This is a genomic window from Cupriavidus sp. GW822-FHT06G04 (genome assembly GCF_058799075.1).
Map to the genome: position 1 here is coordinate 210435 of NZ_JBXALD010000009.1, position 21781 is coordinate 232215.

Here is a 21781-nt window from a genome sequence, read left to right on the forward strand (position 1 = left end):
ATGAAGACTTTCCACTGCAATCGCTGCGGCAATCTGGTGTTTTTCGAGAATGTCGAATGCGAACGCTGCCGCGCCACGCTGGGTTTCATCCCGACCCTATCGCAGATCGCCGCGTTCGACGGCGATGACGAATCGGGCTGGCGCAGCCTGCATCCCGACGCACGCGATGCGCGCTTCAAGCGCTGCCACAACTATCAGGTGGAATCGGTCTGCAACTGGATGGTGCCGGCCGATGACCCCGGCAGCCTGTGCGAGGCGTGCAAGCTCACGCACACGATCCCCGACCTGACCATTCCCGAAAATCGCCTCTACTGGTACAAGCTCGAAGCGGCCAAGCGCCGCCTGCTCTACACGCTGCAGGCGCTGGGCCTGCCCGTAGTCTCGCGCGATGACGACCCGGCGTCTGGCCTGCAATTCGATTTCCTCGCCAACACCGGCCCGCACGACCCGGTGCTGACCGGGCACGACAACGGCCGCATCACGATCAACGTTGCCGAAGCCGACGATGCGCACCGCGAGCAGATGCGCAACGCCATGGGCGAGTCCTATCGCACGCTGCTCGGCCATTTCCGGCACGAGGTCGGCCACTTCTATTTCAATAGGCTGATTGCGGGCACGCGCAGGCTGGAGCCGTTTCGCAAGCTGTTCGGCGACGAGCGCGCCGATTATGCTGCGTCGTTGCAGCGACACTATGACCAGGGCGCGCCGGCGGACTGGAACGATGCCTACATTTGCGCGTACGCCACCATGCATCCGTGGGAAGACTGGGCGGAAACGTTTGCCCACTACCTCCATATGGTCGATACGCTCGACACCGCCGTGTCCTGCGGTCTGGTTCTACAGCCAGACAGTCCGCAGGAACCGACGCTGACCGACCAGACGCCAGTCGAGGACGCCAGCTTCCGCAGCCTGCTGAACCGGTGGTTTCCGCTGACCTATGTGCTCAACAGCCTGAACCGCAGCCTGGGCGTGCCGGACGGTTATCCGTTCACGCTGTCGCCAGTGGTGGTGTCCAAGCTCGAGTTCGTGCACCGCGTGATCGATTCCGCGGCACGCGAAACATCGAGCCACGCGCCGCACGCGACCGGATCGCCCGAAGGCGCCAGCGAGGCTCCGCTCAGGCAGTCACCGTGACATCGCGGCGCGACGGACTCATCAGCGACCACGCGAACATTGCCAGTCCGCCCAGCGCCAGCAGCATGCCCACCCAGCCGGTGGAAGTCCAACCCAGGCCCGCGGCGATCGTGATTCCGCCCAGCCACGCGCCCAGCGCGTTGGCGAGGTTGAAGGCCGAGTGATTGAGCGCCGCGGCCAGCGTCTGCGCATCGCCGGCCACATCCATCAGGCGGATTTGCAGCGGCGGGCCCAATGCGACAGCGGTGCCTACCAGCATCACGTTCAGCGATGCGAGCCACGGATATGGCGCGGTGAACACGAAGGCACCGAGCACCAGCGCGGACCACACCAGCACGCCGCCCACGGTTGGCATCAGCGCCTTGTCGGCCAATTTGGCGCCGGCCAGATTGCCCGCCACCATACCCACGCCAAACAGCGCCAGCACGATTGGAATACTGCTGACCGGCATGTGGGCCACTTCGATCATGGTGGGCTTGACGTAACTGAATACCGCGAACATGCCGCCAAAACCGATCGCGCCGATACCGAGCGTGAACCACACCTGCTTGCGTGCCAGCGCCGACAGTTCGCGCAGGGGGCTGGCGTGACGATCGGCCGGGACGAACGGCACCCAGCGCCAGACCAGCAGCACCGTCAGCGCGCCGATCGCGCCGACGATCATGAAAGCAGCGCGCCAGCCAAGCCAAGTGCCGATGCCGGCCGCAATCGGCACACCGACCAGCGTCGCCACCGTCAGACCCAGCATGACCAACCCCACGGCCTGCGCGCGGCGCTCGCGCGCGACCAGACTGGCCGCCACCAGCGCGGCCACGCCGAAGTACGTGCCGTGCGGAAAACCGGTGAACAGGCGCGCCGTCATCATCGACAGATAGTCCGGCGCCAGCGCACTGGCGAAGTTGCCGATGGCAAAGAACGCCATCAGCGCGATCAGCAGGTTGCGGCGCGGCCAGCGCGCGCCCAGCACGGCCAGCAGCGGCGCACCAACCACCACGCCCAGCGCATAGGCGCTGATCAGATGGCCGGCTTCGGGGATCGTGATGGCGAGGTCGCGCGCGGCGTCGGGCAGCAGGCCCATGATGACGAATTCGCCGGTGCCGATGCCGAAGCTGCCCACCCCAAGCGCGAGCAGCGCGCGACGGTCGGCGGCGCGACTGCGGTGGGGATCTGCGGGGGCGTTGGCGGCGAGTTCGGGGACGTTATCGAAATTTCCGGATGGAGCGGTCATGAGGAGAGATCGCAAGACATGTGTAATGGCTTTGCGCCGCGCACTGGTGGACAGGATCTTGCGTCCTGCCTCGGGGGTTCCAGTGTGCTCCGGTGCGGCGTAGTGCTAGGAGGGCGCTATTGTGAAGGAAAACCGCGCCGGTCGCAGAACCGTCCCAAATGCCCCTTTGCGGCAGTCTTGTATGCGCACGTATCCATCGCTGCGATGTATCGCGTCGATGCCTGCCGGTGATCGCGCCGGTCTCATGTGGGAAACACCACAGAGCCCGGGGGCGTGCGAAATGTGACCGCTCTATGCTGAATTCATGCGGCGCCGCCCGCAACGCATGTGTGAATCACAGCCCGGGGCGTCGCGCGAATCGTGTGTGGGAGGGGATATGTCCCTGTGTAGGGTGTTGCTGATCACCGCCATCGGCATGGTCTGGACGCTACCCGCGTCCGCGGCGGGATGCCAATATGACATGCAGTGCAAGGGCGACCGCATCTGCCAGTCGGGCCAGTGCACGGCGCCCGACGCCGAAGAGGCCGGCGATGCCGCATCGCAGCCCAAGGCGGTTCCGACCATCCGGCTTTCGCCCCCGCCCGCCAGCCTGCCGCGCAGTTGCTGCACCGTTGCGGGCAAGTTGCGGCTCGCGCCACCGCAGTCCGGCGACGGGCCGTTGGCGTTGGGCGACAGCTGCCAGGGCATCTCCAATAGCGGCAAGCCCGTCCTGGGTACGGCGTGCAATTAGTGCGCACGCAGCGCGAAGGCGATTGCCGTTGGAGCCGCGGCGTCAGACCGACGCCGCGATGAACTCCCGCAGCCATCGATGCGCGGGATCGCGGTGGCTGCGCTCGTGCCACAGCATCGACATCTCGTAGCCCGGCACATCGACCGGCGCCTCCACTACCTGCAGCGCGGCGTTGTCGCGCACCAGCCGCTCCGGCAGCATCGCCACCAGGTCGCTGCCGGCCAGCACCGCGGCCACATACAGGAAATGCGGCACCGATAGCACCACGCGCCGGGACGCGCCCGCGGTGGCCAGTGCTTCGTCGGTGACGCCGAAGAATCCACCGCCATCGGGCGACACCATCACGTGTTCCAGCGAGCAGAACTGCGCCAGGGTCGGCTTGCGCCGGAGTTTCGGGTGTCCCGCGCGGCCGACCAACACGTAGCGCTCGGTGAACAGCGCCTTGCGATGTAATGTCTGCGGCGAGTCGTGGGTGGTGTGGAATGCCAGATCGATATCGCCCTGTTCCGCCTGGCGCGCGAGCCGCGCGGGCGCCATTTCGAGCACGCCCACGCGGGTGCCCGGCGCGGCCTGACGCAGGCCCGGCAGTGCGGGCAGCAGCACGGTCGATTCGCTGTAGTCGGTGGCCGCGATGCGCCAGGTGTTGGCAGCGGACGTCGGATCGAACGGCGCCTCCGGTGCGACTGCCTGTTCCAGCGCGGCCAACGCCTCGCGCAGCGGTTCGCGCAAGGCCTCGGCGCGCGCTGTGGGCCGCATCCCGCGGGGGCCCGGCAACAGCAGCGGATCGTCGAAGATCTCGCGCAGGCGCGCCAGGTGCACGCTGACGGACGGCTGCGAATAATGCAGCCGCTCCGCTGCGCGCGTCACATTGTGCTCGGACAGCAGCACATCGAGCGTCACCAGCAGGTTCAGATCGAGCCGCCGCAAATTAATCATGGCAATACCTGAAATATTGGAAATTCATTTCCAATATACCTTGGCCGACCCTACGCTGCTGTCATCTACCGATCACTGGATGACTGTCATGAATGTACTGATTGTTTACGCCCACCCCGAGCCGACCTCGCTGAACGGGTCGCTCAAGGACTTTGCGGTCCGCCGGCTGGAAGCGGCCGGGCATCAGGTGCAGGTGTCGGATCTGTATGGGATGCAATGGAAAGCTTCGCTCGACGCCGCCGACACGCTGGCGCCGCGCTCGGATGCGCCGTTCCATCCGTCGCTCGATTCCAAACACGCGTTCGAAAACGGCCTGCAGGCGCCCGACATCGCGCGGGAGCAGGAAAAGCTGCGTTGGGCCGATGCGCTTGTCCTCCAGTTTCCGCTCTGGTGGTTTTCGATGCCGGCGATCCTCAAGGGCTGGGTCGAGCGCGTCTACGCGTACGGCTTTGCCTACGGCGTGGGCGAGCATTCCGACGTGCGCTGGGGCAACCGCTATGGCGAGGGCACGCTGGCCGGAAAACGGGCGATGCTGGTGGTGACGACCGGCGGCTGGGAATCGCACTACGGCCCGCGTGGCATCAATGGGCCGATCGACGACATCCTGTTCCCGATCCATCACGGCATCCTGTACTACCCGGGCTTTGACGTGCTGCCGCCGTTTCTGGTCTATCGCACCGGCAAGATGGATGTCGAACGTTACGCCGCCACCACGGACGCGCTCGGTGCGCGGCTCGATGAACTGTTCACCGCCGCGCCCATCGCATGGCATCCGCAGAACAGCGGCGCCTATGAGATTCCCGCGCTGACACTGAAGCCGGAAATCTCACCGGGACAGACCGGCTTTGCGGCGCATCTGGCCGACGCGGCCTAGGCCTGGGCGGTGTGGGCTGTGCGCGCCTGCTCGCGGTAGTAGCGTGTGTGCCGATACAGGCCGTAGAGGCTGGTGGCGGTGAAACCAAGCTGCTGGACGAACAGGCCGTAGGTGCCCGTGACCAATGCGAACGCGCTCCAGACGAGATTCGAACACAGGTACGCGACCCATCCCCAACGCGACGCGCGGTTATGCAGGGCGACCAGGAACGATCCGCTCATCGCCAGGGCGCACCCCGACCATTCCAGACCATTGAGCACTTGAGGAAGATGAGCACCAAGCTCCATGGGGTTGTCTCCGTTTTTTTGCGTTCATTTTTTGTATGCAAAGCGGAGAATACCGGCGATCCGGGGTGTCACGCAAGTGGCTGTAACACTGTCGTTTCGAGCCGGGTGAAGGCGCTGACGCAGCGCGGCCTGTCGGAGCCAGGCCCCACAGGCGACGCGGAGATACAATGCCGGCCTGATCGCCACCAGGAACCGCTGCCATGCTGCCGGACCACGACGCCCTTGTGCTGCTTGTCACGCGGGAAATGCCCTTCGGCAAGCACAAGGGCACCCTTATTGCCGATCTGCCGGGCAACTACCTGAACTGGTTTGCAAGGGAAGGGTTTCCGCCCGGAGAGATCGGCCGGCTGCTGGCGTTGATGCATGAGCTCGATCACAACGGGCTGTCGGACCTGCTGAAACCGCTACGCGCGAAAACCGCGCGGCAACGCGGCGCGTGAAGGTACGCGCCGCGCCCGGACAACGCCGGGCCGGCGCGCGTTCGCGCTACTTCACCGCCTGTGCCGGCGTGGGCTGGTTTGCGGTGCCCGGCGGAATCTGGTAGCTCCAGGTTTCGCTGAGCACTCGATCGTTGGCGACCAGCGCCTCGCGCATCTCGACCACCTTGCTCGGATCCTTGACCTTGATGCGCAGCGTCACACGATAACCCTTGGTTACGGGATTCGGCTGCAGCACGTTTTCGATGACCTCGGCGTTATCGCCCACGCTGAACGACGCCCGCACGGGCGTATTGGGCGGCAGGCTGGCCAGCGCGCCGCCTTCGAAATCGATCACAAAGCCGAGGCTGCCGTCCAGATGGCGGATCAGATTGGCCTGCGTGATTTCCCCGGCGGTGCGCAGCGTCTGCTTGACCCACGCCAGGTCCTTGGAAAACACGCCGCGTTCGTCCATCGTCCAGTGAATCGTGTAGTCGGCCTTGATGGGCGTGCCCTTGGGCGGAAGCTCGTCGGGCGTCCAGAACGACACGATGTTGTCGTTGGTCTCATCCGGCGTGGGAATCTCCACGAGTTCCACCTTGCCCTTGCCCCAATCGCCCTGCGGTTCGATCCACGCGCTGGGCCGCAGATCGTAGCGGTCCTTCAGGTCCTCGTACGACGAAAAATCGCGCCCGCGCTGCATCAGCCCAAAGCCGCGCGGGTTGTTCACCTGGAACAGGCTCAACGCCACGTACTTGGGATTGTTCAGCGGCCGCCAGACCCATTCGCCATCGCCGGTATGGATCGACAGCCCGTTGGAATCATGCAGCGCCGGACGGAAGTTGTTGGCATCGCGCATCTGGTTCGGGCCGAACAGGAACATGCTGGTCAATGGCGCAATGCCCACCTTCTTGACCGCGCCGCGCATGAACACGCGCGCCTGCACTTTCAGTACCGCGTCGGCATCGGGATGCAGTTCGAAGCGGTAGGCGCCGGTGGCGTTCTTCGAATCGAGCAATGCGTAGAACACCAGATGCTTGTCCTGCGGCTTGGGACGTTCGATCCAGAATTCGCGGAAGGCCGGGAATTCCTCCGGTTCGGACAAGCCGGTGTTGATGGCCAGCCCGCGCGCCGAAAGCCCGTACACCTGACCCTTGCCGATGACGCGGAAATAGCTCGCGCCCAGCACGCTCATCACCTCATCGAGCTTGTCGGCGCGGTTGATCGGATACATCACGCGAAAACCCGCGTAGCCGAGCTTGTTGGTGGCCGCCTTGTCCAGCTTGAGATCGCCGAAATCGAAGCGGCTGGGCTCGTACTTGATCTCCTGCACGCGACTGTCGACGATCTCGTTGATGCGCACCGGCGAGCTGAACTGCATGCCCTGGTGATAGAAGCCGAGCTTGAAAGGCGTGCCCTGCCCTTTCCACTCGACCTGGTCCATCTTCGGCTGGATCTTGATGTAGTCGGCGAACTGCATCTGCGCAAAAACCGGCGGCAGATTGCTGGCCGGCGCCGCGTAGGGCTGATCGGCAAGCTTTTTCGCGCGTGCGGTCACGTCATCGAGCGAAAAAGCGTGAGCCGGCGCGGCGCCGATCAGGCATCCGGCAAATGCGATGCCGGGCAAGACAAGTTTCATCGTGTTACGAAACGACGCGGCAAAAACGGCGAGCACCAATCCATCTCCTGAAATTACATCGAGAAAACGCCACAAAGCAGCCAGTGTAGCCACCGTAAGGCTGTAAACTTGCGGCGCAGTTCAGAAAAATAACCGATTTCGCCCGACGTGCATGTCAGACACGCGGCGACATCCGTAGCAAGCGCCCTTGCCGCACCATGGCGGAGCGACGATCCGGAAGTCCGCCCATCCGAGACAACAAATAATGCGAATGTTCTCTTTGCTGGCCATCGCGGCCGGCCTTGCCTGCGCGCCAATGTTTGGCGGCGCCGCACCTGCCACAGACGGGGCCGCCACCGGCCCCGCCGCCATCGCGCCGTCACCGGACAAGCGTGCTTTCATCGACGACCTGGTCGGCCGCATGACGCTCGACGAAAAGATCGGCCAGCTGCGGCTCATCAGCATCGGCCCTGAAATGCCGGCCGCCAAGCTGATGGAGGAAATCACGGCCGGCCGCGTGGGCGGCACGTTCAATTCCGTGACGCGCGCCGACAACCGGCCGCTGCAGCAAGCCGCCACGCGCAGCCGGCTGAAGATTCCGATGTTCTTCGCCTATGACGTGGTGCACGGCCATCGCACGGTGTTTCCGATCAGCCTGGCGCTGGCGTCCAGCTGGGACATGGGCGTGGTGGAAAAGGCCGCGCGCATATCCGGCCTGGAAGCCGCGGCCGACGGCCTTGACGCCACCTTCGCGCCGATGGTCGATATCTCGCGCGATCCGCGCTGGGGCCGCACGTCGGAAGGCTTTGGCGAAGATCCGTTCCTGGTATCGCAGTGCGCGCGCGCCAGCGTAAAGGGATTCCAGGGCACGTCGCCCGCCAACGCGGACAGCGTGATGGCCTTCGTCAAGCACTTCGCGCTGTACGGAGCCGTGGAAGGCGGACGCGACTACAACACGGTGGACATGAGCCCGCAGCGCATGTATCAGGATTACCTGCCGCCCTATCGCGCCGGTCTCGAAGCCGGCGCCGGGGGCGTGATGATCGCACTGAATTCGATCAACGGACAGCCGGCCACGTCCAACAAATGGCTGCTGCGCGACCTGCTGCGCAAGGAATGGGGCTTCAAGGGCGTGACCGTGAGCGACCACGGCGCGATCGACGAACTGCTGCGTCACGGCGTGGCCAGTAACGGCCGCGAGGCGGCACGGCTGGCGATCGAGGCCGGCGTGGACATGAGCATGGCCGACACGCGCTACCTGGAACAGCTGCCGACGCTGATCAAATCGGGCGCCGTGCCCGTGGCGCTGATCGACGAGGCGGTGCGCGAAGTGCTGGGCGCGAAGTACGACATGGGCCTGTTCCACGACCCGTTCCTGCGCATCGGCGCGGCGGCACAGGATCCGACCGACGTCAACGCGGAAAGCCGCCTGCATCGCGCCGAAGCGCGCGAGGCCGCGCGCAAGTCCACGGTGCTGCTGGAAAACCGCAACCAGACGCTGCCGCTGAAGAAGGCGGGCAAGGTGGCGGTGATCGGCCCGTTGGCCGATGCGCCGATCGACATCATGGGCAGTTGGTCGGCCGCTGGCGTGGCCAAGCAATCGGTCACGCTGCTGCAGGGCATGCGCGAGGCGCTCGCCGGCAAGGGCGAGGTGGTGTACGCGCGCGGCGCCAATATCACCGACGATAATCGCGTGGTCGGCTATCTGAATTTCCTGAACTGGGACAATCCGGAAGTGGTGCAGGACAAGCGCTCGTCCGGCGAGATGATCGACGAAGCAGTGCGCGTGGCGCGCGACGCCGACGTGGTGGTGGTGGCGGCCGGCGAAACGCGCGGCATGTCGCACGAGGCGTCCAGCCGGTCCAGCCTTGGCTTGCCTGGCAGCCAGCAAACGCTGCTCAAGGCGCTCAAGAGCACCGGCAAGCCGCTGGTGCTGGTGCTGATGAACGGCCGCCCGCTGACGATCAACTGGGAAAAGGACAACGTCGACGCGATCCTGGAAACCTGGTACGCGGGCACCGAGGGCGGGCACGCCATCGCCGATCTGCTGTTCGGCGACGAAAATCCTTCCGGCAAGCTGCCGATCACGTTCCCGCGCTCGCTTGGCCAGATCCCGACGTACTACAACGCGCCGCGCATCGGCCGCCCCTTTACGCCGGGCAAGGCGCCGAACTATACGTCGCAGTATTTCGAGGAAGATTACGGCCCGCTCTATCCGTTCGGCTACGGGCTGAGCTACACCACGTTCAGTCTGTCGGAGGTGCGGCTGTCGGACCGCAAGCTCGCGCGGCAGGGCAAGGTGACGGCGAGCGTGACCGTGAAGAACACCGGTGCGCGCGCGGGCGAAACCGTGGTGCAGCTCTATCTGCAGGACGTCACGGCATCGGTGGTGCGTCCCGTGAAGGAGCTCAAGGACTTCCGCAAGGTGATGCTGACGCCCGGAGAATCGCGCACGATCGATTTCCCGATCGACGAGAACATGCTCAAGTTCTACAACGCGAAACTCGAATACGTGGCCGAGCCCGGCGACTTCAATGTGCAGGTGGGGCTGGATTCCGAGGCCGTGAAAACCGCCACATTCACGCTAGAGTGACGCGGCGGCGCCAGGGACCGGAGCGCAGGCGGCAACGTGTCAGCGGTTGCCGTCCAGCAGATCGTTGAGGACTTCGTCAAAGCCCGCCTGGGCGTCCTCCAGCGCCTGCAGGGCAGCATCGAAGGTCTGCAGCGCGATCTTCGACGGCTTGCCGCTGCCTTGCGGCGGATACTGGCTCTGCAGCGCGGCAAACGCCACCTGCACCTGGCGCGTGGCATTGACCACCCGCTCCATCGCCTGCGCTTCTTCCGCGCGTTTCTGTTCGTCGTTCATGCAACAGCCCCCCGGTGGGCGTGGTTCGATATGCGGCATATCGTACAAGAACTCTCCCGGGACATGGCCGGTCAAATGCCGCGTCGTTCAATTTTCGGTTAGGCTGGGCACGATTGCCCGTCCGAGACCATTCTTTCGCCCCCATGTCTTCGTCGTTATTGCGCAGAACGCTGGCCACCACGCTTGTGACCGCTGGCGGCTTCGCCTGTTATTGGACTTACCTGGCCGTCAACCAGGAGCGTCTCTTGTTCGACGCGCGCCGCAGGCCGCCGCGCGACCTGCCGGACGGCGTCGACGCCTATTCCCATCCGGTGCCCGGTGGCCTGTTTCGCGGCTACACGTATCATGCCGATCATGCCGGTGTGGGCGACCTGCTTTTCTACCTGCCCGGGCGCGGCGAGGACGTGCTGGAAACGCTCCAGTTCATGAAATGGCTGCCACGCGGCATGGGTTTCGCCACGTTCGACTACCGCGGCCTGGGCCATTCCGACGGCATGCCGTCCGAGGCCGCCGCCGTGGCCGATGCCAGCCAGTTCCTGCTGCATATCCGCCGCAGTTTTCCCGGCGTGCGCGTGCACGTGGTGGGGCGCTCGCTCGGGACCGGCGTGGCAATCCAGCTGGCCGACCTGCAGGATTTCGAAAGCCTGCAATTGATTACGCCATACGATTCGCTGCTGGAAATCGTGCGCAAGCGCTTTCCGCTGGTGCCGCTGCGGCAGTTGATGCGCCACCACTTCGACTCGATTTCGCACTGCAAGAAGGTGGTGCAGAGCACGAAAGTGCTGTTGGCGCAGACCGACGACGTGGTGCCGCACGAATGCTCGGAGCGGCTGATGGCCGCGTGGCCGGGCCCGGTGGCGGTGCAGACGATTGCCGGCACCGATCACTACACGATCGTCGAGCGGCCCGAAACCTGGCTTGCGCTGTGCGATTTTGCACGACAAGTGCCGCATCATCCGCCTCAGGCCGCGCGCGAGACGCCGCCTGCCGATCTGACCGAAACCGGTGCGCCGCTGCCGCTCTCCGCCGCACGGTAGAATGCGCGCCATGAAAAATCTTGCAGTCAAGGCCGCCGGCGTCACGGCAGCGCTGGCCGCCGCTGGCGTGCTGCTTGCCGGCTTTGCTGCCGTGATCAGCCTGCGGCAGCTTCCTTCCGTCGAGGCCTTGCGCGATTACCGCCCCCAGGTGCCATTGCGCGTTTTCACGCGCGACGACGTGCTGATCGGCGAATTCGGCACTGAGCACCGCGAATTCATCCCGATCGAGCGGATGCCCAAACTGATGTCCGACGCGCTGCTGGCGGCCGAGGACGACCAGTTCTACAACCACGTCGGCGTCGATATCCCTGGACTGATTCGCGCGGCTCTGGCCAATATCGGCGAGGGCTACGCGCAGGGGGCGTCCACCATCACGATGCAGGTGGCGCGCAACTTCTACCTGTCGCGCGAGAAAACGCTGTCGCGCAAGTGGTACGAAATCCTGCTTGCCTTTGAGATCGACCGCTCGCTGCCCAAGGAACGCATCCTCGAGCTGTACATGAACCAGGTCTACCTGGGCGAGCACGCCTATGGCTTCGGCAGCGCCGCGCAGACCTATTTCGGCAAGCCGCTGGCGCAATTGTCACTGGCGCAGACCGCGATGCTGGCCGGGCTGCCCAAGGCGCCGTCGACCATGAACCCGGTAGTGAACCTGCCGCGCGCCAAGCGTCGGCAGGAATATGTGCTGGGCCGCATGCTGGCGCTGGGCATGATCACGCAGGACCAGTATCGCGAGGCACGCAATGCGCGCATCGTGGTCAGCCGCGACACCAACGGCCGCTTCGACGGACACGCCGAATACGTGGCCGAACTGGCGCGGCAGCTCGCGCACGATCGTTTTGGCGACGAGGCCTACACGCGGGGCATCAACGTCTATACGACGGTGTCGTTGATGCATCAGGTGCAGGCCTTCGATGCGGTGCAGGCCGGTATCGACCGTTACGGCAAACGGCATGGATCGGCCAAAGGTGCCGTGGCCTTGCCGCAGGCCGCGCTGGTATCGCTCGACGCACGCACGGGCGCGATCGAGGCGATGGTGGGCGGCACCGATTTCGACGCCAACCGATTCAACCACGCCACGCAGGCACAGCGCCAGCCGGGATCGACGTTCAAGCCGTTCATCTACTCGGCCGCGCTCGAACGCGGCATCTCGCCGGGCACGCTGATCAACGACGCGCCGCTCGACAACTCGCCGCGCTGGCAGCCTTCCAACGACGACGGCCGCTTTGTCGGACCGATCTCGGTGCGCCAGGCGCTGGCCGAATCGCGCAACCTGCCGGCCATCCGTACGCTGCAGGCCATCGGCATCCCCTATGCGATCGACTTCGCCGGCAAGTTCGGCTTTTCGACCAAGCGCCTGCCGCCCTACCTGCCGATGGCGCTGGGCACGGGAACCACGTCGCCGCTGCGGCTGGCTGCCGCGTACGGCGTGTTTGCCAACCAGGGACACCGCATCGAACCGTACCTGATCGAAAAAATCACCGATGGCGATGGCAACGTGCTGTTCGCCGCCGACACCAGCGAGCCGCCGCGCGTGATTTCCGAACGCAATGCCTTCGTCATGAATAGCCTGCTGCAAAGCGTGGTGGACGAAGGCACCGGCAACGGCGTGAAGCGCTATCTGCGCCGCGACGATGTGGCCGGCAAGACCGGCACTACCAACGATGCCGTCGACGGCTGGTTCGCGGGATATGCCGGACAAGTGGTCACCGTGGCGTGGATGGGCTTCGACGACAATCGCAGCCTGGGCCGCCATGAGTTTGGCGCCACCACGGCGCTGCCGATCTGGGCGGCCTACATGGAGGGCCGCCTGGCCGGCGTGCCCGATACCGAATTCCGCGCGCCGCCTCAACTGGCAAGACTCAACAATGACTGGGCCTACGCGGAGAACGCCGATGGGACGCACGGCATCGCGTCCTTGGGCTTCCCGCCGCCCGCCGCAGCCGACATCGCGCCCGAAGGCGGCGTCCCCGGAGCGCCATCGATGCCTGGCCCGACGCCAGCGGCGCTTGGCATACCGGCACCGGTTGCCCCGCCGCGCCCCGCCGGCAATCCGCTCTGATCGTCCAGATGCCGAGCTACGCCAATCCATTGATCTGGGCCGTCGCCGCGCTGGCCACGGCCGGCGTGCTGTTTCGTCCGTTCCGGCTTGCCGAGCCTTACTGGGCGATGGGCGGCGCGCTGCTGCTCTGCTTGGCCGGCCTGCTGCCGTGGCGCGATGCCATCGACGCCGTAGCGCGCGGCAATGACGTTTATCTGTTCCTGGCCGGCATGATGCTGATTTCCGAGCTGGCTCGCAAAACCGGGCTGTTCGATCATGTGGCGGCGCTGGCCGTGCGCAGTGCAAGGGGCTCCGCCAAACGGCTTTTCGCGCTGGTCTACGGGTTCGGCATCGCCGTCACGGCCTTCATGTCCAACGACGCGACCGCCGTGGTGCTGACGCCGGCCGTACTGGCGGCCACGCGCGCCGCACGCGTCAAGCACCCGCTTCCCTATCTGTACGCCTGCGCCTTCATCGCCAATGCGGCCAGCTTTGTGCTCCCCATTTCGAACCCGGCCAACCTGGTGCTGTTTGGCGAGCGGATGCCGCCGCTTTTGGGCTGGCTGGCGCGCTTCACGTTGCCGTCGGTGGTTGCCATCGCGATGACCTTTGTCGTTCTCTATTGGACGCAACGCGAGGCGCTGGCCGAGCCTATCGCCGACGATGTGGAAGTTCCACCGCTATCGCTGCAGGCCTGGCTGACCACGCTTGGCATTTTCCTCACCGGGGCGGCCTTGCTGACCGCGTCGCTGCTCGGTCGCGACCTGGGCTGGCCGACCTTCATCGGCGGCACCGCGACGTTGATGGCGGTGTGCGCGACGCAACCGCGCCTGCTGCGCCCGGCATTGACGGAAGTGTCGTGGGGCGTGCTGCCGCTGGTCGCCGGACTGTTCGTGCTGGTCGCAGGGCTGTCGCAGACTGGACTGATCGATCAGTTGGCCCATTGGGTGCGCGAACTGTCGGCGCGCGAGGGTTCGCAAGCGGTGCTCGGCGCGGGCGTGGCCGGCTTGGTGATTGGCGTCGTCAGCAATATCGTCAACAACCTGCCGGCCGGGCTCTTTGCCGCATCGGCACTCGCCGCGGGCCACGCATCCGACACGGTGACGGCGGCCGTGCTGATCGGCGTGGATCTTGGCCCCAATCTGTCGGTAACCGGATCGCTGGCGACACTGCTGTGGTTGACGGCATTGCGCCGCGAAGGCCATGCGGTGAGCGCCGCGACATTCTTGAAGACCGGCGCCATCGTGATGCCGCTGGCCTTGCTGCCGGCGCTGGCGGTCTTGCGCTGAAGCATTGAAAGCGCGAAACGGCGGGCGCCAAAGCGACGCCCGCGGCGTCGAGTTGTGGTGCAATGCCAACTGCCATATAGTGAAGCACCGCGCACCGCGCCCCCTCTTACCGTTCGCCAGCGGCTACACATGTCACACAAGGATCACCTCGACGAGGCCAAGCGCCCCGCTCCCACGCCGGTTGCAGACCGCATCCGCGCCCGTATCGAAGCATCGGGCGAGCGTTTCCATGCCAACGACAACATTGCTCGCCATATCGAGCACGGTGAACTGGACGCGTTGCAGGCCGAAGTCGAAGCCCGCATGGAAGAGGTACTGCGCGCGCTGGTGATCGATGTCGATCAGGACCACAACACACGCGAGACCGCGCGCCGCGTGGCGAAGATGTACCTCAAGGAAATCTTTGCGGGCCGCTACGCCAAGGCGCCAGAAGTCACGGAATTCCCGAATGTCGAGCAGTTGAACGAACTGATGATCGTTGGCCCGATGCGGGTGCGCAGCGCGTGCTCCCACCACCTATGCCCGATCATCGGCAGTCTGTGGGTGGGCGTCATGCCAAATCGCCACTCCAACCTGATCGGGCTGTCGAAATATGCCCGTCTGGCCGAGTGGATCATGTGCCGGCCGCAGATCCAGGAAGAAGCGGTCGCGCAGGTGGCCGACCTGCTGCAGGAAAAGATGAACCCGGATGGGCTGGCCATTGTGATGGAGGCCGAGCACTTCTGTATGCATTGGCGCGGCGTGCGGGACACGGACGCAAAAATGACCAACAGTGTCATGCGCGGATCGTTTCTCAAGGACGACAAGCTGCGCCGAGAATTCCTGACACTGTTGAATCTGAACCGTCGTTAAGGGGCCATGATGCTAGTTCGCCTGCTTTATGCCAGCCGCGCCCGTGAGCCGCTGAGCGCCGATGTGCTCGACGCCATCCTCGACACCAGCCTGGCGCACAATCCGCGTCACGGCATTACCGGCGTGTTATGCCATAGCAACAGCATTTTCCTGCAGGCGCTCGAAGGCAGCCGGGAAGCGGTATCGCGCCTCTATCTCAATATCGGACGCGACGCGCGACATCACGACGTCGTGTTGCTGCATTACGAGGAAATCGCCGAGCGGGCGTTCTCCGGCTGGTCGATGGGACGCGTGAACGCCGACAAGATCAACGCTGCGACGCTGCTCAAGTACTCCGCGCAGGGCGAACTCGATCCCTACCGCATGCCTGGGGCGGCATCCTTGGCGCTGCTAAAGGAGTTGATTGCCGGTGCGTCGATAGTCGGTCGCAGCCAGGAACGTAGCCGTCACTGACCGCGTCGATATGGCGTCGTCGATACCTAAACCGTTACGCCGACACCCGACCGAACAGCCCGCATTCGAGATCGCTTTCGATTTCCTCGACCCACGCGGCGCCCGGGCTGGCGTCATAGACGCTCTCCGCACCCGTGCGCTGCCGTCGTACCGTCACTTGGCGCGCGGATGTACCGTTGGTATCCGAGATTTCGAATTCATCGAGCGCGAGGCCAAGATGTTGGAACACGGCCTCGAGTTCCTGTTTTTCGTTGGCGGGGAAATCGGCAAATTGGCGCGTTGGCATGGCACACCTCCATTCCGGGGGTCGTACAGGCGGCCGTGACCGCAACGTGATCCTGCCCGCTGCGCACGGCATCGACAGCATGCCATCATTCGTCGCGCTGTGTGATGCAGTGCGAAATGACCCTGAAGTGCGCGTATATATCGTGGCCCGAAGCTAACACTGGGCCGCCTGCCATAGGTGCGGGTGAAGCGCTAGCGCCACACCACTTCGAATGTGCCGACAGTTTCCACCGTCGATCTACCCCGCACGCGCGCGGCGTCTATCGGCAGCGACGGATCCATTTCCACCGTTGCCGAAAACCGCGTCCCGGTGGCCGGTTGACCATTTTCGACGGGCACGACGACCTGCCCCGGCACGAACTGCACGCTGGCGGCGCTCGAAACCGGCATCATGCCTGCCACGTTGGCCGATCCAAGGTTGACGCTGCGTCCATCAAGTTGCGCATCGATTACGCGCATGACGACCCGGCCTTGCGTACCAAACAGGTAATCGGCGCCAACGGACGGATCACGAAAGCTCACGCCGATTTTTACCGCGCTCACGCAACTCACGTTCAGAATGACTTGGCGCTTGCCCAGAAGCAGATTGTGCGACGCCGGATCTTCCCGGAGCGCATAGCGCGTCACCGCACCATAATCGAGTTCAGGTTCGCTGACGATGATTTGGCAATCTTGCACGGGAGGCGGCTCCGGCGACGGCGCACCGTGCACGGTCGGCACCGGCGCCTGCGCCAGGGCGATGACAGGAAGCAGAAGGCCGCACCAGCACCAGCATTTCACCCCGCGGCGCGCGGGCTTGCGCATGGCGATCACTTGGTCGCTCCTTGCTTGGATGGGTCAGCCGGTCTGCAGACGGCATTGGCCTCGTCGAAATAGGCATTCAGGTCCTGGACCTCCGGCAGCGCGAAATCAAGTACACACGATTTGCCGTCAAGGCTTTGCACTTTCATTCCGGCCGCCGCCTGTGTATTGGGCAAGAAAATGGTGCCGTCGTTAAGAACGGTCGTCAGGAAGGTGCCGGATGCATCGGTAACCGTGGCGTTGCGCGGCAGAGGCTTGCCTTCCGTATCGACTGCGTGCAATAGCAGGCGCCTTACCTTGACGACATCGAAATCGACGTAAGTGACCGATCCTCGGCCAGGATTGATTTGGCGGAAGGCGTTGGTGATATCGATATTGCGCGGCAATGACTTTGTGGCGACCTCAACCCGGCTCGACGTGTACGCGGGTTCGTTCGAAATCACCGCTTGCCCCCAAGGATCGGTCCACACGGGGCCTTGCGGCGTGGAAATCTTGATGCCCTGCACATCGCCGAGCGACGCGATGCCGAACGTATCCCCCACAGCGTAGGGCGAGAAGGTCACCCCGTGCTTGTGCGCGACAAGGCCGCCATTCATGCCGACGTTATAGGACGTACTAGAGCTGCCATATTGAGAGACGCCAAGGTTGAGATGCGTGTAGTAAGGCGTCATCGACGCAGTGGCCGATGCCGCAGCAGATCCCTCGGAAGGCCGCCCCTCCGCATTGACGCTATAGCTGAAGCCATCGTTGACCGCTTCGTTATACGTTGCGCCGATCCGGGTTTCGCCCTGAACCCGGTTGACATAGCCGCGCACGCTGCGGCGGCCAAGCGGAATCGACACGCTGGCGTAGATCGAATTGCCATTGTTTTCCCCGTCACCGCCCAGGGATTTCTCCGCGTTGATCGATACAGTGGCGTATTTGAACGACTTGCCCCACGAGGCGGTCACACGCTGCGTCACAACGTTGGTAAAAAGCGTGGACCGGCTATAGCTGATCGTGACGCCGCCCAGCAGTTGCTGACTCCAGGAAATGCCGGCCGAATACTGGCTGCGATAATGGTTGTCGACCCACGCGGAGGTGGTCTCCTGCGTGGTATCGGTCAGCGACCGGTAGCCTTCCGTCTGTTGCGTCGCCGAGGCATTGACGCTGAATCCATTACCGATCGTCGACGAAAGCGAACCCGTCAGCTGTGCGCCGCGCTCGCCCTGTCGCGTCGCATTGGAAAACAGCCCGCGAAGGCTGACATTAGTCGAGTTCTTGAACACTCTGGCATCGGCGCCTGCGCCCACACTCTGGTATTGAGTGCCGAACATCAGGCCGCCGGTCAACCCCACGTTCTTGCCCGCACGCCACGTCCCGGTGCCCGTGGCCATCCAGGGCTTGACCGGCGTTTCGTCACCGAGTTGTCGTAGCTTGCCGACGGCAAACGAATAACCCGGGGCGATCCCGAGCGAGCCAGCATTCAATTGCGCCGCAGGCACAACGAACTTCCGTGCCGCCCCGTTTGCCTCGATGACCGTGACTTCCACGTCATTGCTGCCGTTCAGCAGCGGCACATTGCTCAGCGTGAACGGCCCCGGCGGGACCATGGTGTTGTAGATCAACGCGCCGGCCTGGCGGACCTCCACGCGAGCCTGCGTCTGTGCGATGCCATCGATACTCGTGCCGTTACCCGTGCTGCGCTTCAGCGCCAGTTCGGGAATCCACTGCGCACCAGTGATGGCCGGGCCAGGAAAGATCGAATTCCCCACATTGATCTCGCCTGCCTGAAACACGGATTCCCGCTCGACGAACGTCCGTTGCGCATAGGCGTAGAGATGCGAAAAATTCGACGTATTGCCGTCATTGCTATAGGTGTTGCGATTGCGAACGATCCAGTCGCCCGCATTGAACCCAAATTCGTTGGCCGCGGAAAAATAGCGCGTGCTGCCGCCGTCGAAGCGGCTGCCCGTCGCCAGCAGATCGTAGTTGAGCAGCGCTGCCACGCCCCCCGTCGTGTAATCGACTTGATCTACGGCGTCGATCCGTAGCGCATCGGTCGGAACGAGCAGATCGACTGCAGAGCTGCTCGGCTTCAGCGTGATCACCGTGGCTGGCCACGCGCCCTTGAAGTCCAGGCACGACCCCGCCGCATCCGGGGCAGGTGCTTGCGGCGATGCAGATTTGCGATCGACGGCGTCGTCGCCTGGCATCCGAAGGCCGAGCCTGGCCACAAGCCGGGCGTCGAAACAGAGTTGCCCCTCGTCGTCGAATCGCGCCATGCCGGATCCCTTTGACTTCCCGTTGACCTTGAATGTCACCAGCGACATGCCTGGCGTAAAGCGCGCACCGTGCATGAAATAGTCGGCGATGCGCGGATCAATGCCGCGCGATTTCATCATGTCGAGGTCGAAACCCTTCGGTGCAACCGCTGCGGTGGGTTCGGCCGGTTCTGTAGTTTTTGTCGATTGGGTAGGTTCGGTCGGTTCAGCCGGCGCAGCCCGTTCAGCCGGTGCGGCAGACGCAGCCTGTCCGACTTCTGAAATATCCCCTCGTTGCGAACCGGGGCGGACCGGGGCGCTCGTTGCTCTGACGTCCGCCGCCTCGCGCACCTCCTCCGGGCCTGCCGGCATCGTTTGCGCTACCGCGTCCAACACGAAAATCCTTGCTAGGCCAAACGCAAGCAAGGCCAACTGCAGCGCGGTATTGCACAACCCCAATCTTCCGATTGCGCCGCGTGGGCGGCGCCGGATTTCCTTCTTATCAAGTTGCTCCATTGGTACTGCATCACTTCGATGTGCGTTCCGGCGAAATCGGCGCATCGAAGCTGTCGACTGCGAACCCGTAAAGCGTTGCCGGGTACAGGCGCACCGAAACTGGCTGGCCCGGGACCTTGCTCAACGGCACCTTGACAGTTGTTTCCGGCAGCACGTAGGGACGGGGCAGCTCCGCGGCTTCCTGCCCCGGCTGGAACTGCACCGATTGCGCCAGCCGAATGACATAGGGGCTTGGGTTTTCGACGATCAGTTCATCGCCGCTCACGCTGATCCGCAATCGCTTCCAGGGCTCGCGCTCGATCGGCAGACCCTTGGGATGAATCACCAGCGGAAGATCCTGGCGCACGGTCATCGTCACGCGCGCCTCCCCTGCCTTGTCGTCCTTGGGCGGAATGCCTTCGAACACCGCCCGCGCGAGCCGCTCGGTCTTCAGCGGCGTCTTGTTACGCAAGATAAAGCGCACGACCTGCGTATCGTTGCCCTCCACGCGCGTGACTGGCGGCGTCACCACCACAAGGTCCTCCTTGTCTTCCTCGATGTGGTTGATCGAGGTATAGAGCAATTGTGGCGAGGACTCGCTGTTCTTCACGTTCATGGTCGCCTCGCCGTCGGCCTCGTTGACCAACACCACCGATGTCTCCGGCACCATCCCCGTGGAAAGCGCGAGCGGCGAGACCGTCATCGCGCTCAACGCAAGCGCCAGCGAGCGAATTCTGAACATGGAGATATCTCTCATCGTCTTCACCCTTATATCCACCTAAAAAAGATTATTCAATTACGACCCTAACATTAGAATCGCAGCGAAGTTTGCACCTGACAATTACAGCGCCTGAATAGTAATTTTCTCAAAAATCACTTAATTTTCTGGCTTATAAATTCCATGACCATGGTCTTGTGACGAATCGTAGTAGACGTTCCGAAAAACTCCACAAGTTTCGGTAAATTGCGATGGACCCTGTTCATACCCAACCTTAGTGTCGTTATTCACCTCAAAACTCTTCACGGGCATCTTCTCAATGCGCAACAGATCCACAAACGAACCGGAGTCCGAACAAAGAAGGAAAACCATCCTTCATACCGCACAAGCCCAGGCCAATGCTCTGCATGGCATGTACCGCGAAACGCTGACCGAATTTCTGGCCGCTCCAAATGCCGTACCGCTTCCGCGAGCGGCGCGGGCGATGTTCTGGCTCGGAAGGCTGCGCCAATGGCGCGCCATCGAGCTCGACAGTGGCACCACTTGTTCGTCCACCAACTGGCTATCTCTGCAGCTTGGCGTGGTGGAATCCGTGGCGGCCACGCATGCGCTAGCCATTCACAAGGAACAGTGGAGCGGACCGGTCCGGCGTCAGACCTACGAACGCGATATGTCACTGCAGATCGCCATGCTGCTGGCGCTGGGGTGGAACGATCTCGCCGCGTTTGTCCTGCGGTCGTGGTTCGGCGTCGACAGCGACCCCACGGACATGATCGCGCTCAGCGGCATGACCGGGATGATCATCGCCGTGGCCGGGAAAGCACTCGACGTCCCCGTGCCGCAGCCGGCCTTTCAGAAAAGCGACGCCCTGCTGGGCCAGATCGTCGATAGCTGGCAAGCAGATGACAGCGTATTTGGTCCGCTTGCCAAGGAGCTGGCGGAGCGGCACCTGTTTCAGTGCCGGCTCGACACAGACGAGTCGCTCTTTGACTTCGATCACCCTCTAGAACAGGCAATTCCAGTGGAACTGTTGATGCTGCTACGTCAACGCGGCGTGACGCGAACACCCGACTGGCTGTCGCAACATGCGGCACTCGCGCATCCCGCCGCGGTTCTCGTGCAGACTGGCGCGCCAGTCCAGTCGCAGCGGTGCAAGGGCTTCGTCGAACGCGCCAGCCGATTACTGCCGCAGTATTGCGGGCTTACCGACGCCATCGCCAATCAGGCCCAAATCCTGGAGGCCCCTCCGCATTGATTCGACAGGCCAAGTTGGCCGCTCCGTCACAGGGCGCCGCCAGGAGTCGGCGCGATGTGGGGTACCCGCAGCCCGCGTGCTGCCGTTGGCCTCTCGTCTCCAGTCTTTCGCAGCAGATCCTCAGCGGCCGCATCCGCGCGGAAGAACGATGCGCGCAATTAGCTGAAATACGATTGCGGCACCTCTGTGTAACTAGTCAGAATCTTGCGCTCATCATCGGTAT

General features: G+C 63.8%; 20 protein-coding genes. 11 read left to right on the forward strand and 9 right to left on the reverse strand.

Annotated features, from left to right (window positions below):
- Nucleotides 1-1134 (forward strand): zinc-binding metallopeptidase family protein, encoded by a 1134-nt coding sequence (locus tag AC1RKI_RS20885; protein WP_227461373.1) that lies wholly within the window; start codon nucleotides 1-3, stop codon nucleotides 1132-1134.
- On the opposite strand, the gene AC1RKI_RS20890 is transcribed toward AC1RKI_RS20885, so the two are convergent.
- Nucleotides 1118-2362 carry an MFS transporter gene (locus AC1RKI_RS20890; RefSeq protein ID WP_490713739.1) on the reverse strand — a complete coding sequence of 415 codons (1245 nt, stop codon included), beginning with the start codon at nucleotides 2360-2362 and terminating at the stop codon, nucleotides 1118-1120. The genes AC1RKI_RS20885 and AC1RKI_RS20890 overlap by 17 nt on opposite strands.
- 376 nt (nucleotides 2363-2738) lie before the next feature.
- Between AC1RKI_RS20890 and AC1RKI_RS20895 the strand changes: the two genes are divergently transcribed.
- Nucleotides 2739-3092: a hypothetical protein gene (locus AC1RKI_RS20895; protein ID WP_492796830.1), complete on the forward strand. Its 354-nt coding sequence runs from the start codon at nucleotides 2739-2741 to the stop codon at nucleotides 3090-3092.
- 42 nt (nucleotides 3093-3134) lie between these two features.
- Here AC1RKI_RS20895 and AC1RKI_RS20900 read toward each other — a convergent pair whose 3' ends face one another.
- Entirely contained in the window at nucleotides 3135-4028 is an 894-nt protein-coding gene (locus AC1RKI_RS20900) for a LysR family transcriptional regulator (protein ID WP_492796828.1), read from the reverse strand.
- Nucleotides 4029-4116: 88 nt separating this feature from the next.
- Between AC1RKI_RS20900 and AC1RKI_RS20905 the strand changes: the two genes are divergently transcribed.
- Complete coding sequence (locus tag AC1RKI_RS20905) at nucleotides 4117-4902, forward strand: NAD(P)H-dependent oxidoreductase (RefSeq protein WP_150979908.1); 786 nt, start codon at nucleotides 4117-4119, stop codon at nucleotides 4900-4902.
- On the opposite strand, the gene AC1RKI_RS20910 is transcribed toward AC1RKI_RS20905, so the two are convergent.
- Nucleotides 4899-5189, reverse strand: coding sequence for a nicotinamide mononucleotide transporter (locus AC1RKI_RS20910; protein WP_061958123.1), 291 nt, complete (start codon nucleotides 5187-5189; stop codon nucleotides 4899-4901). The genes AC1RKI_RS20905 and AC1RKI_RS20910 overlap by 4 nt on opposite strands.
- A gap of 200 nt (nucleotides 5190-5389) precedes the next feature.
- Here AC1RKI_RS20910 and AC1RKI_RS20915 point away from each other — a divergent pair, with 200 nt between their 5' ends.
- Nucleotides 5390-5629 carry a DUF3820 family protein gene (locus tag AC1RKI_RS20915; protein ID WP_150979907.1) on the forward strand — a complete coding sequence of 80 codons (240 nt, stop codon included), beginning with the start codon at nucleotides 5390-5392 and terminating at the stop codon, nucleotides 5627-5629.
- 46 nt (nucleotides 5630-5675) lie between these two features.
- On the opposite strand, the gene AC1RKI_RS20920 is transcribed toward AC1RKI_RS20915, so the two are convergent.
- Nucleotides 5676-7244: a glucan biosynthesis protein G gene (locus AC1RKI_RS20920; protein WP_341248483.1), complete on the reverse strand. Its 1569-nt coding sequence runs from the start codon at nucleotides 7242-7244 to the stop codon at nucleotides 5676-5678.
- Nucleotides 7245-7494: 250 nt separating this feature from the next.
- On the opposite strand from AC1RKI_RS20920, the gene bglX reads away from it, so the two are divergent.
- Entirely contained in the window at nucleotides 7495-9816 is a 2322-nt protein-coding gene (gene bglX, locus AC1RKI_RS20925; RefSeq protein ID WP_492796975.1) for a beta-glucosidase BglX, read from the forward strand.
- A gap of 39 nt (nucleotides 9817-9855) precedes the next feature.
- Here the strand turns inward: bglX and AC1RKI_RS20930 are convergent, their stop codons facing one another.
- Nucleotides 9856-10089: a hypothetical protein gene (locus tag AC1RKI_RS20930; RefSeq protein WP_061958120.1), complete on the reverse strand. Its 234-nt coding sequence runs from the start codon at nucleotides 10087-10089 to the stop codon at nucleotides 9856-9858.
- Between the two features lie 143 nt (nucleotides 10090-10232).
- Between AC1RKI_RS20930 and AC1RKI_RS20935 the strand changes: the two genes are divergently transcribed.
- From AC1RKI_RS20935 to AC1RKI_RS20955, 5 genes are all read left to right on the forward strand, one after another.
- Nucleotides 10233-11126, forward strand: a complete 894-nt coding sequence (locus AC1RKI_RS20935; RefSeq protein ID WP_061958119.1) for an alpha/beta hydrolase — start codon at nucleotides 10233-10235, stop codon at nucleotides 11124-11126.
- 10 nt (nucleotides 11127-11136) lie between these two features.
- The gene (locus AC1RKI_RS20940; protein ID WP_492796825.1) at nucleotides 11137-13188 is read left to right on the forward strand and encodes a penicillin-binding protein 1A; all 2052 of its coding nucleotides are present in this window, start codon (nucleotides 11137-11139) and stop codon (nucleotides 13186-13188) included.
- A gap of 8 nt (nucleotides 13189-13196) precedes the next feature.
- Nucleotides 13197-14456 carry an arsenic transporter gene (locus tag AC1RKI_RS20945; protein ID WP_061958118.1) on the forward strand — a complete coding sequence of 420 codons (1260 nt, stop codon included), beginning with the start codon at nucleotides 13197-13199 and terminating at the stop codon, nucleotides 14454-14456.
- Nucleotides 14457-14585: 129 nt separating this feature from the next.
- The gene (gene folE, locus AC1RKI_RS20950) at nucleotides 14586-15308 is read left to right on the forward strand and encodes a GTP cyclohydrolase I (RefSeq protein ID WP_061958117.1); all 723 of its coding nucleotides are present in this window, start codon (nucleotides 14586-14588) and stop codon (nucleotides 15306-15308) included.
- A gap of 9 nt (nucleotides 15309-15317) precedes the next feature.
- Nucleotides 15318-15761 (forward strand): BLUF domain-containing protein, encoded by a 444-nt coding sequence (locus AC1RKI_RS20955; protein ID WP_061958150.1) that lies wholly within the window; start codon nucleotides 15318-15320, stop codon nucleotides 15759-15761.
- A 34-nt stretch (nucleotides 15762-15795) separates the two neighbouring features.
- On the opposite strand, the gene AC1RKI_RS20960 is transcribed toward AC1RKI_RS20955, so the two are convergent.
- The 4 genes from AC1RKI_RS20960 to AC1RKI_RS20975 form a co-directional block, all read right to left on the reverse strand.
- Nucleotides 15796-16047, reverse strand: coding sequence for a hypothetical protein (locus AC1RKI_RS20960; RefSeq protein ID WP_061958116.1), 252 nt, complete (start codon nucleotides 16045-16047; stop codon nucleotides 15796-15798).
- Nucleotides 16048-16238: 191 nt separating this feature from the next.
- Nucleotides 16239-16859, reverse strand: coding sequence for a DUF1120 domain-containing protein (locus AC1RKI_RS20965; RefSeq protein WP_492919058.1), 621 nt, complete (start codon nucleotides 16857-16859; stop codon nucleotides 16239-16241).
- Complete coding sequence (locus AC1RKI_RS20970; RefSeq protein ID WP_492796822.1) at nucleotides 16856-19606, reverse strand: fimbria/pilus outer membrane usher protein; 2751 nt, start codon at nucleotides 19604-19606, stop codon at nucleotides 16856-16858. Before AC1RKI_RS20970 ends, AC1RKI_RS20965 begins: the two co-directional genes overlap by 4 nt.
- A 10-nt stretch (nucleotides 19607-19616) precedes the next feature.
- Nucleotides 19617-20327, reverse strand: a complete 711-nt coding sequence (locus tag AC1RKI_RS20975; RefSeq protein ID WP_061958113.1) for a fimbria/pilus chaperone family protein — start codon at nucleotides 20325-20327, stop codon at nucleotides 19617-19619.
- A gap of 253 nt (nucleotides 20328-20580) precedes the next feature.
- Between AC1RKI_RS20975 and AC1RKI_RS20980 the strand changes: the two genes are divergently transcribed.
- On the forward strand, nucleotides 20581-21558 hold the full coding sequence (locus AC1RKI_RS20980; RefSeq protein ID WP_227461381.1) for a hypothetical protein: 978 nt from the start codon (nucleotides 20581-20583) through the stop codon (nucleotides 21556-21558).
- The last annotated feature ends 223 nt before the right edge of the window (nucleotides 21559-21781 follow it).

Coding starts and splice junctions, on each gene's coding strand:
- AC1RKI_RS20905 (WP_150979908.1), top strand. CDS start 4,117: ATGAATGTACTGATTGTTTACGCCCACCCCGAGCCGACCTCGCTGAAC.
- AC1RKI_RS20915 (WP_150979907.1), top strand. CDS start 5,390: ATGCTGCCGGACCACGACGCCCTTGTGCTGCTTGTCACGCGGGAAATG.
- bglX (WP_492796975.1), top strand. CDS start 7,495: ATGTTCTCTTTGCTGGCCATCGCGGCCGGCCTTGCCTGCGCGCCAATG.
- AC1RKI_RS20955 (WP_061958150.1), top strand. CDS start 15,318: ATGCTAGTTCGCCTGCTTTATGCCAGCCGCGCCCGTGAGCCGCTGAGC.
- AC1RKI_RS20930 (WP_061958120.1), bottom strand. CDS start 10,089: ATGAACGACGAACAGAAACGCGCGGAAGAAGCGCAGGCGATGGAGCGG.
- AC1RKI_RS20895 (WP_492796830.1), top strand. CDS start 2,739: ATGTCCCTGTGTAGGGTGTTGCTGATCACCGCCATCGGCATGGTCTGG.
- AC1RKI_RS20940 (WP_492796825.1), top strand. CDS start 11,137: ATGAAAAATCTTGCAGTCAAGGCCGCCGGCGTCACGGCAGCGCTGGCC.
- folE (WP_061958117.1), top strand. CDS start 14,586: ATGTCACACAAGGATCACCTCGACGAGGCCAAGCGCCCCGCTCCCACG.
- AC1RKI_RS20970 (WP_492796822.1), bottom strand. CDS start 19,606: ATGGAGCAACTTGATAAGAAGGAAATCCGGCGCCGCCCACGCGGCGCA.
- AC1RKI_RS20900 (WP_492796828.1), bottom strand. CDS start 4,028: ATGATTAATTTGCGGCGGCTCGATCTGAACCTGCTGGTGACGCTCGAT.
- AC1RKI_RS20910 (WP_061958123.1), bottom strand. CDS start 5,189: ATGGAGCTTGGTGCTCATCTTCCTCAAGTGCTCAATGGTCTGGAATGG.
- AC1RKI_RS20890 (WP_490713739.1), bottom strand. CDS start 2,362: ATGACCGCTCCATCCGGAAATTTCGATAACGTCCCCGAACTCGCCGCC.
- AC1RKI_RS20885 (WP_227461373.1), top strand. CDS start 1: ATGAAGACTTTCCACTGCAATCGCTGCGGCAATCTGGTGTTTTTCGAG.
- AC1RKI_RS20975 (WP_061958113.1), bottom strand. CDS start 20,327: ATGTTCAGAATTCGCTCGCTGGCGCTTGCGTTGAGCGCGATGACGGTC.
- AC1RKI_RS20920 (WP_341248483.1), bottom strand. CDS start 7,244: ATGAAACTTGTCTTGCCCGGCATCGCATTTGCCGGATGCCTGATCGGC.
- AC1RKI_RS20935 (WP_061958119.1), top strand. CDS start 10,233: ATGTCTTCGTCGTTATTGCGCAGAACGCTGGCCACCACGCTTGTGACC.
- AC1RKI_RS20945 (WP_061958118.1), top strand. CDS start 13,197: ATGCCGAGCTACGCCAATCCATTGATCTGGGCCGTCGCCGCGCTGGCC.
- AC1RKI_RS20960 (WP_061958116.1), bottom strand. CDS start 16,047: ATGCCAACGCGCCAATTTGCCGATTTCCCCGCCAACGAAAAACAGGAA.